Source organism: Geodermatophilus sp. SYSU D00697 (assembly GCF_054050175.1).
The window spans coordinates 36,853-49,261 of record NZ_JBJGYV010000024.1 but is presented as its reverse complement, the minus strand read 5'-3'; the positions used below and the strand labels follow the sequence as shown (position 1 = coordinate 49,261).

The window sequence follows — 12,409 nt, the reverse complement described above, 5'->3', positions numbered from 1 at the left end:
AGGACGAGGACGTTGGACGCCTACCGGCCCGAGGCCTGGTCGGACTTCGCCGTGGCCACCGTGGGCGCCTGCGCAGCGCTCGCCGGGCTGATCTTCGTGGCCGTCTCGCTCAACCTCGCGCGCATCCTCGAGTTCCCCCACCTCCCGGGCCGGGCCGCGCAGACCCTCGGCCTGCTCGTCGCCCTCCTGGCGGCCGGCGTGCTGGTGCTCGCCCCCGGTCAGCCCGGAGCGGCGCTCGGCGTCGAGATCGGCGCGATCGGGCTGCTGCTGGCCGCCGGCACGCTGCCGCCCCTGCTGCGGGTCCGCCCGGACGCCGCGTTCCCGGAGCGGCGCGTGGTCGGGGCCGCGGTCATCGTCCTGGTGCCGGCCGCGGCGCTGGTCGCCTGCGGGGCGACGCTGCTCGCGGGCAGCGGTGGCGGGCTGTACTGGCTGGCCGGCGCCGTGGTCCTCGGGATGGCCGGCGCCACGGCCAACGCGTGGGTGCTGCTCGTGGAGATCAACCGCTGAGCTCCCCTCACCCAGCCGGTCTCCGCGCTCGCTCGCTGCGGCGACGTGCGGGGGCCGGAGCCGGGAGGGGTGCTGCGCGGGCCGGGGGGACGGCATCGTCGTCCCCCCGGCACGAGGAGGCGGTCGCGGTGCGCGCGCTGTTCAAGGACGAGGACTTCGACTTCGCGACCCGCAACGTCCTCGGCGGGGTGTACGCCCGCGCCGCCGACGTCGGCGAGGTGCTCGGCACCGTGGCACGGATCTCCGACGGCCACGCCCGGTCCTGGGTGGACGAGTGGACCGCCACCGCCGACCGGCTCGCCGACGAGGCCCACAGCGCACGGCCGCACTCGGCGGCGGCCCGCTCCCTGCGCGCCGCCGCCTACTACGCCGCCGCCACGGAGATGGCCGACCGCACCGACGACGCCGGCCTGTTCGCCCGCCTCTGGGAGCGGCACCGCGAGGCCTGGGACGCGTTCGTCGACGCCACCGGCGAGGCCACCGGCGCCGCCACGGACATGGCCGTCGAGCGCCTGGAGATCCCCTACGAGGGGACCACGCTGCCCGGCTACCTGTTCCGCTCCGGGCCGGCCGGCGAGCCGCGGCGCACGCTGGTCTACAACAACGGCAGCGACGGCTCGGTGGTCGGCGCGTGGGTGCGCGGCATCGCCGACGCGCTGGCCCGCGGCTGGAACGCGATGACCTTCGACGGCCCCGGCCAGAACGCCGCCCTCGTCCGCCAGGGGCTGCACTTCCGGCCCGACTGGGAGCACGTCGTCACCCCGGTCGTCGACGCCCTCGCGGCCCGGCCGGACGTCGACCCGCGCCGGCTGGCGCTGGTCGGCGTCAGCCAGGGCGGCTACTGGGTGCCGCGAGCCGTCGCCTTCGAGCACCGGATCGCCGCCGCGGTGGCCGACCCCGGCGTCGTGGACGTCTCCGCCGCGATGCTCGCCCACCTGCCGCACCACCTGGTGGACCTGCTCGACACCGGCAACCGCGAGGTGTTCGACAAGGAGATGGCCTGGGGCTTGAAGGTCTCCCCGCGCACCCGGGCGCTCATGACCTGGCGGATGCGGCCCTACGGCACCACCTCCCCGTTCGACTTCTTCACCGCCGCCCGGGAGTACACGCTCGCCGAGGACGTCGTCGGCGCGATCACGTGTCCGCTGCTGGTCACCGACCCCGAGCACGAGCAGTTCTGGCCGGGCCAGTCTCAGCGGCTGTACGACCTGCTGCCCGGGCCGAAGGAGCTGGTCCGGTTCACCGCCGAGGAGGGCGCCGACGGGCACTGCGAGCCGGTCGCCGTCGGGCTGCGCGGCGAGCGGGTCCTCGACTGGCTCGACGAGCAGGTCCCGGCCTGACCCCGACGCCGCGGCCGACCCCTAGCCTCCCGACGGTGGCGACCGAACGCGGGCTCGACCGGCTGATCACCTTCCTCGACGCGGTGGTGGCGATCGCCATCACCCTGCTGGTGCTGCCGCTGGTCGAGGTCCTGGCCGACGCGTCCCCGGGGGACGACCTGGCCGAGGTCCTGCTCGCCGATGTCGGGCAGTTCGGCGCGTTCGTGCTGAGCTTCGTCGTCATCGCCCGGCTGTGGCTGGTGCACCACCGGCTGGTCGAGCAGGTCGGCGGCTACGACCGGCCGTTCATCGGGGTGAACCTCCTCTGGATCCTCACCGTCGTGCTGCTGCCCTTCGCCACGCAGGTCGTCGCCGTCTACGGGGCCGACCCGCTGGCGGTCGCGCTCTACATCGGCACGATGGCGGTCAGCTCGGCCTGTCTGACGGGGCTGAGCGTGCTGGTCTGGCGCCGCCCGTCACTGCGCCGTCCCGGGACCCGACCGGCGCCGCCCGTGGCGGGCCTGGTCACCACCGGGACCATCCTCGTGGCCCTCGTCCTCGGCCTGCTGTTCCCACGGGTCAACTACCTCGGGCTGTTCCTGCTGTTCCTCACCGACCCGCTGGAGCGCGCCCTGCTCGGCCGGCGCGCGCCGTCCTCCCGCTGACCGGGCCGGCCGGTCGAGGGCGACGGCGAGCGCCGGGAGCAGCAGGACGGTGAGCACGCCGGCCCCCACCAGCGCGGCCGCGTTCTCGCGGAGCATGGTCCCGTTGCGCAGGCCGATCTCGGCCAGCGCCACCAGGACCGGCAGCGCGGTCGCGGTGATCAGCGCGGTCTGGACGCGCTGCCGTCCGGTCAGCACGCCGCGGTAGACCACGAGCGCGGGCAGCCCCCGGACGGCGATCATCAGCGCGAGGAACAGCAGCACCCGCAGCGGCGCCCCGGCGATGGCCGACAGGTCCAGGCTCATCCCCGAGTACACGAAGAAGATCGGGATGAAGAACCCGTAGCCGACGGCGTCGAGCTTGGACTCCAGCGCCGGCGCCCCACCCCCGACCCAGTGCCGCAGGACGACGCCGGCGAGGAAGGCCCCGAGCACGGCGTCGAGGTGGAACTCGTCGGTGACGGCGATGAGCGCGATCAGCAGCAGGATCGTCGCCCGCAGGGTGATCTGGGCGGTCTCGTGCTGGCCGAGCAGCACCACGGTCGCCAGCCGTCCCCCCTCCCGCACCCCGCGGCGGGCCAGGGCCAGCAGCACCGCGAGCACGCCGACGGCGGCCAGCGAGGCCAGCGCCGTCCAGCGGTTCTGGCTGCCGAGGAACAGGGCGATCGCCAGCACCGGGAGCAACTCGCCCACCCCACCGGCCGCGAGCAGGTACCGCCCCAGCCGGCCGCTCAGCAGGCCGTGCTCGCGCAGCACGGGCAGCAGTGTGCCGAGCGCGGTCGTGGTCAGCCCCAGCGCCACCGGCACGAACGCGCGGACCAGGCCCGCGGCCGCGAGCAGGCCCACCACGCCGACGGCGAGGACGAGTGAGACCGACCAGGCGAGCACCGCCCGCCGCCCGGCGTCGGCCCGGAACAGCCGCAGGTCGACCTCGTAGCCGGCCAGGAGGAAGACGAACCCGAGGCCGACGTCGGCGAGCACCTGCACCCCGCCCGGCGTGCTCAGGCCGAGGACGTCGGGGCCGACCAGGATCCCCCCGGCCAGCAGGAGCACCACCTGCGGCACGGGCAGCCGCGGAAGCAGCCCGACGACGACCGGTGCGAGCAGTGCCACGACGAAGACGGCCACCAGGTCGTCGACGAGGAGGACAGCGTCCACGCGGGGGCCCTCCCGTCCAGCGCCCGGCCGGCGCCGCCCGGATCATGCCGCAGGCAGGTCCTCGACGGGGTTGTCGGCGCCCGCTCCCACCCAGGAGCTGCCCGGGGCGTCGTCACGGGCGAAGCCACGCCCCGGGCGGATCACCTCGACGGTCGCACCCCCGTCCACGACCCGGGCGGCCACCCGGCGTTCCCAGCGGCGTCCGGGCCGGTCGCCGTCCGCGGAGCCGCGCAGGTCCAGGCCCACCGCCAGCTCAGCGGGGGGCGCACCGGCGGGCAGCCGCACCGCGTCCGGCCCCGCCGCCGCCGCGGGTGCGGCCACGGTCCACGCCACCTCGTAGCTGCGGCCCCGCGACGAGTCGCGGTCGAGGACCTGTGCCCGCACCGTCTCCCCGTCGTCGAGGTAGGCCACGACGACCGGGCGGTCGGTGGGGTTGGTCAGCCGGGTCCGCAGGGTGACCGTCGGCCCGGACTCCACGGTGAGCCGCTCGATCGCCAGGTCCCCGCCGGTGAGCTCGCCGGGCGGCAGGTCCTCCACCAGCCGGGAGAAGGTCCGGTCTGGGAACCGGTCCAGCAGCGCGAAGACGCCGGGCCCCTGCTCCTCGGCGTAGAGCACCGGCTGGTCGAGCGCGGGGTCGTTCTCCAGGAACGGCGTGGTGCTGAGGAACCCCTGGTCCCCACGCCGGGGCAGCAGCAGGACGGCGTCGTGCAGGTCCTGCGCCGCCACGAACCGCTGCACCGCCCGGAGGTCGTCGCGCACCGCGGCGTTGGCGGCCACCTTGTCCGGGACGGCCAGGGCGGTCAGGGCCGCCATGGCCGCCACCGCCCCCGCGGTCAGCGCGCGCGGAGCCGCACCGGCCCGGCGTCCCAGCCAGGTGAGCCCCGCGGCGCCGAGCACGACCAGCGGCACCACGACCGGCAGGTGGTAGTACGGCCCGAACAGCTGCACGCCCTGCCACAGCACGCTCATCGCGTAGGGACCCCAGAACGGCAGGTAGCCCAGCGGGACGACGACGGCCAGCGCCGCCACCGGCCAGCGCTCCGGCCCCCTCGTGCGGGCCAGCCCGAGGACGGCGGCGGCGACCAGCACGATCCCGCCGAAGAGCCAGCTCGGCGTCCACCGCAGGTTCTCCACCAGGCCGGACAGGCCGTCGGCGGGCGTGAAGGGGACCGTCGACCCCGGGAAGACCCCGCGCTGCCCGAAGCCGAAGCCGTCCTGGGCCCCGGTGACGGTGAACGGCAGCCGGAGCGGCCCGCCAACGACGAGGGCGTTGTAGGCCAGCGACAGCGCCAGCAGCGGCGCGGCGCCGGCCCCGAGGCGGACGGCGCAGCCGATCCAGGTCCAGCCACCCTCGCCCGCGCGGCGCGCGCGCCCGGCGTCGACCAGGGCGTACAGCACGAACGGCACCGCGACCAGCAGCGCGTCGAAGGGCCGGGCGAACGCAGCCAGCCCCCACACCGCGCCCGCCGCGACCAGCCGGCCGGTCGACCGCCGGCGGACCCCGCTGAGCAGCAGGGCCGCGAAGCCCAGGCCGAGCGCGAGCTGGAACAGGTAGGGCAGGAACGTCCCGGCCTGCACGAGGAACACCGGCGACAGGAGCAGGAGCACCCCCGCCACCACCCCGGCGACCCGGTCCCGGAGCACCTGCGCGGCGAGGACCGCGGTGAGCACCACGGTGGCCGCGGCGGTCAGCGCCAGGGCCGCGCGCGGCGTGCCGGTGAGCAGGTCGGCGACCGCGATCACGGCGGGCCACGGCGGGCTGTACTTGAGGACGACCCGGTCCCCGAGCACGGCCGACGCCCAGGGCCGGAAGGGGTCGTCGGCGGCCGGGAGGGTGACCGAGCCGGACTCCAGCAGCCGGGCCATCGCGACGTAGACGGAGTCGTCGCGGTTGAGCGAGTACAGCGGGAACAGCTCGAGGTTGGTCAGGACGGCCGCGGCGCCGGCCAGGACGGCGAGGACGGCCAGCGCGGCGCGCCACCTCGCGTTCCCCATCCCGCCGGAGTCTAGGAGCGCGGGGACCGCTCCCCCACTCGGCCGCGGTCGCCGGTCAACGCCCCGGCGGGGTCAGCGGCCGCAGCAGGGCCCGCAGCCGCTCCACCCCCGCCTGGGCGGCGGCGGGGTCGTCGAGACAGACCTGCTGGAACACCAGCCCGTCGACGGCCGCGAAGACCAGGTGGACGAGGGCGTCGTCCGCGTCGATGCCGGCGGACTCCAGCTCGGCGCGCAGCGCTCCCCGGTAGGTCGCATAGACCTGCTCGACCTGCGGGCGCAGCTCCGGCCGCCGGCGCGCCTCGAGGATCAGCTCGTACTGGAAGGCCTGGTCATCGGGATTGGCCTCGACCATCTCCACGACCCCGGCGAACAGCGCATCGAGGTCGCCGCTGCCCGGCTCGGCACTGATGGAGCCCACGCTGTTGGCCAGGGAGAACTCCAGGGCCGCCTGCAGGAGCGCGTCACGGGTGCCGAAGTGGTGGGCCACCAGGCCGTGGGCGACGCCGGCCTCCTGGGCGACCGCGCGGTAGGTCAGGTGCCGCAGACCGCGGGTGGCCACCACGTGAACGGCGGCGGCCAGCAGCGCCCGCCGCCCCTCGCCGTAGCCCGGCGCCTGTCGCGCGCCGGCGGTCACGGTCACCGTCTCCGTCGCCGTCATGCTGCTCCGTTCCTCGATGGTCCGACCGTACGCAGGCCCCGGCCGGCGGACGGGGCCCCTCGCCGACCGAGCAGTGCAGTCGACCCCGGCACCTCCAGGATCCCGCAGAACTGACCACTTGACCAGTTTGCGCCGATGCGGCACCCTCTGTGCCGACGGTCACAATTGTCCACTTGACCAGTTCTCCCGGGCCGCGATCCGGTCCGCACTCCCCCGCCGTCGGTCTCCCACCGGCGGCGACCTCGCCGCACCGCCTCGCACGGACCCTCTGCCGCCGTCCCCCGGAGCGACCATGTCCCACGCCACGTCCGCCGCCGCGCCTCCCGTCGAGGAGCGGGGCGGCAACCGCCAGCTCAAGCGCGGCGCCATCGGCGTCGTCGGCATCCTGTTCTTCGTCCTGTCGGCACAGGCACCGCTGACCGGCATCGGCGGCGCCCTCCCGCTGGCCGTGGCGCTCGGCAACGGCGCCGGCGCCCCGGCGGCGTACCTCGTCGTCGGGCTGGTGATCGCGCTGTTCGCGGTGGGGTTCATCGCGATGAGCCGGCACGTCACGGCCGAGGGCGCCTTCTACGCCTACATCGGCGCGGGGCTCGGGCGCCGCCTGGGCACCGGGTCGGCGCTGCTGGCGCTGTGGTCCTACAACACGGTGCAGGCCTGCATGTACGGCCTCTACGGCGTGATCGTGTCCTCCCTGGCCGGCACGTACCTGGGGGTCGCTCCGCCGTGGTGGGCCTGCGCGCTGGTCACGATGGCGCTGGTCCAGGTGCTGGGGTCGATGGACATCGACCTGGGTGCCCGCTTCCTCGGCCTGCTGGTGGCCGCGGAGATGTCGATCCTGCTGGCCTTCGCGCTGGTCACCCTCGTCACCGGCGGCGGGCCCCAGGGGCTCGATGCCGGCGCCAGCTTCGCGCCGTCGGCACTCCTGGCCGGCGCCCCCGGCGTCGCGCTCACCTTCGGCATCGCATCGATGTTCGGCTTCGAGTCCACCGCGATCTACTCCGCCGAGGCGAAGGACCCCGCCCGCACCGTGCCGCGGGCCACCTACCTGGCCGTCGCGGTCATCGCGCTGTTCTTCGCCTTCGTCTCCTGGATGGTCGTCAGCTCCTACGGCGCCGACCGGGTCGTCGCCGCCGCCGGCAGCGCGCTGGAGTCCGGGGACGGCACCGTGCTGCTGTTCGCGGCCATCTCCGACGCCCTGGGCCCGTGGGCGGCCGAGGTCGGCGGCGTCCTGCTGGCGACGTCCCTGCTGGCCGGGATCCTCGCCTTCCACAACGCCTCCAACCGCTACGTGCACTCGCTCGGCGAGGGCGGGGCGCTGCCGCGGGTGGTCGCCCGGACCACCCGGCAGGGGGCCCCGTTCGTCGCCAGCGCCCTGCAGACCGCGCTCGCCCTCGTGCTGGTCATGCCGTTCGCCGTGCTGGGTCTGGACCCGGTGCTGACCCTGTTCGCCTGGTTCAGCGGCGTGGCGGTCCTGGGCCTGGTGGTCCTGTACTTCCTCACGTCGATCGCCGTGGTCGTCTTCTTCCGCCGCACCCGGCTGGACTCCCGACCGTGGCAGACGCTGGTCGCGCCGGTGTTGGCCGCCGTGCTGATCGCCGCGCTGGCCGCGCTGGTGCTGACCAACTTCACCCTGCTCATCGGTGGCTCGGTCGGCACCGCCGTCCCGCTGGTGCTCTCCGTCCCGCTGGTGCTGCTCCTCGGCGTCGCCCTGGACTCGCTCCGCCGGCGCCCGGCCTCCCCCCGCACCCCGGCCGCGCCCACGCCCACGCCCGGGCTCTCGCCCACCGCCTGACCGACTCCCCCGGATCCCACGAGGAGCTCCCATGCCCACCCCCCACGACACCGACGTGATCGTCGTCGGCGCCGGCTTCGCCGGCGTCACCGCCGCCCGCGAGCTGCGCCGGCAGGGACACCGCGTCCTGGTCCTCGAGGCACGCGACCGCATCGGCGGACGCACCTGGACCGACACCCGGCTCGGCCGCGACCTGGAGATGGGCGGGACCTGGGTCCACTGGATCCAGCCGCACACCTGGGCCGAGTTGAGCCGCTACGGCATCGGCGTCGTCCCCTCCCCGACGCCGGTCCGCGGGTACTGGATCGCGGGCGGCACGCGGCACAGCGGCACGGCCGAGGACCTGCTCGGCCTCCTCGACCGCGGCATGGCCGCCAGCACGGCCGAGGCGCTCGACCTCTTCCCCCAGCCCCACCAGCCGCTGCTGGCCGGGGACCGGCTCGCCGAGGTCGACGGCCTCACCGTCCGGCAGAAGCTGGAGCACAGCGGCCTGACCGAGGAGGAGTTCGACGCCGCCGAGGGCATGTGGGCGACCAACTTCAGCGGCCGGACCGAGGACGGCGCCTACACCCAGGCCCTGCGCTGGTGCGCCCTCGCGGGCGGCAGCTGGCAGCTGATGTTCGAGGCCTGCGCCACCTACAAGGTCGTCGGTGGCACCCGGAGCCTCGTCGAGGCGATCGCCGCGGACGCCGGCGTCGAGATCTGCCTGGACGCCCGGGTCGTCTCGGTGACGCAGGACGACGCCGCCGCCACCGTCGGGCTGGCCGACGGCTCGAGCCTGACGGCCGCAGCGGTCGTCGTGACCCTGCCGCTGAACGTGCTCGACTCGGTGACCTTCGACCCGCCGCTGTCGGAGGGCAAGCGCCGGGCCGCCCACCAGGGCCAGGCGTCCCAGGGGGTCAAGGTGTGGGCGCGGCTGCGCGGGGAGCACGAGCCGTTCGTCGCGCTCGCCCCCGGTTCGGCGCCCCTGACCCTGTGCCAGGTCGAGCACGTCGGGGACGGCGAGACGCTCGTCGTGGCGTTCGGCTCGGTGAGCGGGCGACTCGACGGGACCGACCGGGCCGCCGTCCAGGAGGCGCTGCGCGTCTGGCTGCCCGACGTCGAGGTCCTGGAGGTCGCCAGCCACGACTGGGTGGCCGACGAGCTCGCCGGCGAGACCTGGCCCATGCAGCGGGCCGGCCAGCTCACCGGAGCCCTCGCCGAACTGCAGCGCCCCGAGGGCCGCGTGGTGCTGGCCGGCTCGGACTACGCCAACGGCTGGGCCGGCTTCATCGACGGCGCCATCGAGAGCGGCCTGCGCGCCGGCCGCGACGTGCACGCGCTGCTGACCTCGGTCGACCCCCTCCCCGCCGTGGACCGCACCGCCCTCGCCCAGTCCTGACCGACCCACCATCGAGAGGAACCACCATGGAGCAGCACCTCGTCGAGTTCGTCCGCATCCGCGTGCACGACGGCCAGGAGGAGGAGTTCCTGGCCAGCCGTCCCGGCGCCGTCGCCGCCGTCGCCGCCGCCATCCCCGGCTTCGTCGCCGCGCCCGTCATCGCGAGGGGCGCGGACGGCCTGTGGACCGACGTCTGGGTCTACGACAGCGTCGAGCAGGCCGAGGCCGCCAACGCGAAGGCCGGCGACATGCCCGAGTTCGGGCGCATGGCCGCCGTGAGCGAGGTCGTCTCCATCGACATGGCCTGGATGCCCGTCGGCTGAACCGCGGCACACCCCGGCGCCCGGGCTCTCGACACGACCTCTCGGAGCCCGGGCGCCGGCACGTCCGGGTGCCACCTGCGCCAGCATGCGGGGGTGGCACGCACTCCGCTCCCCCGTCGGCTGCTCGGCGCGACGGGGATCGCCGCGTGCGCCGCCGGGGTGGCGGTCTCCGGCGAGTTGTCGACGGGTGCGCTGGTCGCGGTGGGCACCGCCGGCCTCGCCGTCTGCGCGCTGGCCGTGACGCGCCGGGCGGGGTCGGGCGCCGTCCCCGTCGGCCGGCGCGGGCTGCCGTGGCTGGCGTGGCTGGCCGCGGCCCTCGCGTGGGAGGCGGTCGCGCTCGCCGACGACGACCTGCCGACGGTCAGCGACCTGGCCGACCCGGTGCTGGCCCACCCGGGGGTCCGGGCCGCCGCGACCGCGGCCTGGCTGGTCGCCGGCCTCTGGCTGGCCCGCCGTCCGCGACGGCGCGCGTGACCGGGACCGCGGCCGGGGTCCTCGGCGTCGCCGTCCTGCTGGGTGCCGCGCTCGCGCTCGAGGTCGCCGGACGCCGGGGCCGGGTCGCGACCCCCGCCGCCGCGGCGGTCGGTGCGGCCATGCGGACGACGCCGGGGCGGGTCGCGGTCCTGCTGGTCTGGCTGTGGCTGGGCGTGCACTTCCTCGCCCGCTGACCCGCGAGGGCCGGCCGGTCGGGTGCGGCACCGGGAGGCCGGGGTACGGGCGGGACCGGACGCGGTCGCCCCGGCCGTCCCCCACGAAGCGAGGAGGGCCGACATGGCCAACCCCACGGTCGCCGCCCAGCTGGTGCAGATGCTCCGGGACGCCGGGGTGGAGCGGGTCTACGGGGTGGTGGGCGACAGCCTCAACCCCGTCGTCGACGCCGTCCGCCACACCCCCGGCATCGAGTGGGTGCACGTCAGCAACGAGGAGGGCGGGGCCTTCGCCGCCGCGGCCGAGGCCCAGGTGACCGGCCGGCTGGCCGCCTGCGCCGGCTCCTGCGGGCCGGGCAACACCCACCTGCTGCAGGGCCTGTACGACGCCCACCGCAGCGGTGCCCCGGTGCTCGCGATCGCCTCGCACATCCAGTCCCAGGAGATCGGGATGGCCTTCTTCCAGGAGACCCACCCCGAGCGCACCTTCCAGGACTGCTCCCACTGGTGCGAGGTGGTCACGCCCAAGCAGATGCCGCACACCCTCCGGGTGGCGATCCAGACCGCCGTCGGGAAGCGCGGGGTCGCCGTCGTCGTCCTGCCCGGCGACCTGGCGGCCGAGGAGTCCGGCGGCCCGACCGTGCCCACCGCGATGGTGTCGGAGCCCTCGCCGGTGGTGCCGGCCCCCGAGCAGGTGCAGCAGCTCGCCGACGCGCTCAACCGCGCCCGGACGGTGACCCTCTTCTGCGGCGCCGGCTGCCGCGGCGCCCACGGCGAGGTGATGGAGCTGGCGCAGCGGGTGCTGGCCCCGGTCGGGCACGCGCTGGGCGGCAAGGAGTGGATCCAGTACGACAACCCGTACGACGTCGGCATGAACGGCCTGCTGGGCTACGGAGCGGCGCACAAGGCGACCCACGAGGCCGACCTGCTCCTGCTGCTGGGCACCGACTTCCCCTACACCAACTTCCTGCCGCAGCGGCACACCGCCCAGGTCGACGCGGAGGCGGCGCACCTGGGCCGGCGCACCCCGCTGGAGGTCGCCGTCCACGGGGACGTCGGCGCGACGATCCGGGCGGTGCTCCCGCTGCTGGAGCAGAAGAGCGACCGCCGGTTCCTCGACTCGATGCTGCGGGCCCACGCCGAGGCGCTCGAGGAGGTCGTCGACGCCTACACGCACCGGGTCGAGCGGATGCGGCCCATCCACCCGGAGTACGTCGCCGCCCAGCTCGACGGACTCGCCGACGACGACGCGGTCTTCACCGTCGACACCGGCATGTGCAACGTGTGGGCCGCCCGGTACCTGACGCCCAACGGCCGGCGCCGGGTGATCGGCTCCTTCCGGCACGGCTCGATGGCCAACGCGCTCCCCCACGCCGTCGGGGCGTCGCTGGCCGCACCGGGCCGGCAGGTGGTGTCCATGTCCGGCGACGGCGGGCTGGCCATGCTGCTCGGCGAGCTGATCACCGTCCGGCTGCACCGCCTGCCGGTGAAGGTGGTGCTGTTCAACAACGCCTCGCTCGGCATGGTGAAGCTGGAGATGATGGTCGACGGCATCCCTGACTTCGAGACCGACCACGAGCCGACGGACTTCGCCGCGATCGCCGAGGGCGTCGGGATCCCCGCGCTGCGGGTGGAGGACCCGAAGGAGGTCCGGGACGCGCTGGCCGAGGGCCTCGCGCGGCCGGGCCCGGTGCTCATGGAGTTCGTGACCGACCCCAACGCCCTGTCCATCCCGCCGGCGATCACCGGGGAACAGGTCCGCGGTTTCGCGCTGTCGGCCAGCCGGATGGTGCTCGGCGGGAGCGTGGGCAAGATGGTCGACCTCGCCCGCAGCAACCTGCGGAACATCCCGCGGCCCTGACCGCCGCCCCGGCCGGCTGTGGGCGGACGCACACTTCCTCGTCCGTCGGGCACCCGCGATCCTGGGACCCCGCGCTACCGTCGGCGTGGAGAGTGACCCAGATCAC

At 75.4% G+C, this 12,409-nt stretch carries 11 protein-coding genes and 1 pseudogene; 9 read left to right on the top strand and 3 right to left on the bottom strand.

The window, feature by feature from the left end; translation table 11 throughout:
- Positions 1-12: 12 nt before the first annotated feature.
- The 3 genes from ACI79C_RS18780 to ACI79C_RS18770 all read left to right on the top strand — a co-directional run bounded on the left by ACI79C_RS18780 (position 13) and on the right by ACI79C_RS18770 (position 2,491).
- On the top strand, positions 13-507 hold the full coding sequence (locus ACI79C_RS18780; protein ID WP_456947201.1) for a hypothetical protein: 495 nt from the start codon (positions 13-15) through the stop codon (positions 505-507).
- Between the two features lie 128 nt (positions 508-635).
- Positions 636-1,847, top strand: a complete 1,212-nt coding sequence (locus ACI79C_RS18775) for an alpha/beta hydrolase family protein (RefSeq protein ID WP_456947200.1) — start codon at positions 636-638, stop codon at positions 1,845-1,847.
- 35 nt (positions 1,848-1,882) lie between these two features.
- Positions 1,883-2,491, top strand: a complete 609-nt coding sequence (locus tag ACI79C_RS18770) for a TMEM175 family protein (RefSeq protein ID WP_456947199.1) — start codon at positions 1,883-1,885, stop codon at positions 2,489-2,491.
- 51 nt (positions 2,492-2,542) lie between these two features.
- Here ACI79C_RS18770 and ACI79C_RS18765 read toward each other — a convergent pair.
- From ACI79C_RS18765 to ACI79C_RS18755, 3 genes and pseudogenes are all read right to left on the bottom strand, one after another.
- Positions 2,543-3,601 (bottom strand): annotated as a pseudogene (locus ACI79C_RS18765) (cation:proton antiporter); the annotation flags it as partial.
- Positions 3,602-3,688: 87 nt separating this feature from the next.
- The gene (locus ACI79C_RS18760; protein ID WP_456947198.1) at positions 3,689-5,641 is read right to left on the bottom strand and encodes a hypothetical protein; all 1,953 of its coding nucleotides are present in this window, start codon (positions 5,639-5,641) and stop codon (positions 3,689-3,691) included.
- Positions 5,642-5,696: 55 nt separating this feature from the next.
- Entirely contained in the window at positions 5,697-6,299 is a 603-nt protein-coding gene (locus ACI79C_RS18755; protein WP_456947197.1) for a TetR/AcrR family transcriptional regulator, read from the bottom strand.
- A gap of 292 nt (positions 6,300-6,591) precedes the next feature.
- Between ACI79C_RS18755 and ACI79C_RS18750 the strand changes: the two genes are divergently transcribed.
- The 6 genes from ACI79C_RS18750 to ACI79C_RS18725 all read left to right on the top strand — a co-directional run bounded on the left by ACI79C_RS18750 (position 6,592) and on the right by ACI79C_RS18725 (position 12,303).
- A complete protein-coding gene (locus ACI79C_RS18750; RefSeq protein ID WP_456947196.1) occupies positions 6,592-8,091 on the top strand; it encodes an APC family permease in 1,500 nt (499 codons plus the stop codon).
- 31 nt (positions 8,092-8,122) lie between these two features.
- Positions 8,123-9,472, top strand: a complete 1,350-nt coding sequence (locus tag ACI79C_RS18745; RefSeq protein WP_456947195.1) for a flavin monoamine oxidase family protein — start codon at positions 8,123-8,125, stop codon at positions 9,470-9,472.
- 26 nt (positions 9,473-9,498) lie between these two features.
- On the top strand, positions 9,499-9,795 hold the full coding sequence (locus ACI79C_RS18740; protein WP_456947194.1) for a hypothetical protein: 297 nt from the start codon (positions 9,499-9,501) through the stop codon (positions 9,793-9,795).
- 93 nt (positions 9,796-9,888) lie between these two features.
- Positions 9,889-10,269 (top strand): hypothetical protein, encoded by a 381-nt coding sequence (locus ACI79C_RS18735; RefSeq protein WP_456947193.1) that lies wholly within the window; start codon positions 9,889-9,891, stop codon positions 10,267-10,269.
- Positions 10,266-10,463 (top strand): DUF6186 family protein, encoded by a 198-nt coding sequence (locus ACI79C_RS18730; RefSeq protein ID WP_456947192.1) that lies wholly within the window; start codon positions 10,266-10,268, stop codon positions 10,461-10,463. The genes ACI79C_RS18735 and ACI79C_RS18730 overlap by 4 nt, the downstream gene beginning before the upstream one ends.
- 103 nt (positions 10,464-10,566) lie before the next feature.
- Positions 10,567-12,303 (top strand): pyruvate dehydrogenase, encoded by a 1,737-nt coding sequence (locus ACI79C_RS18725; protein WP_456947191.1) that lies wholly within the window; start codon positions 10,567-10,569, stop codon positions 12,301-12,303.
- Positions 12,304-12,409: the final 106 nt, after the last annotated feature.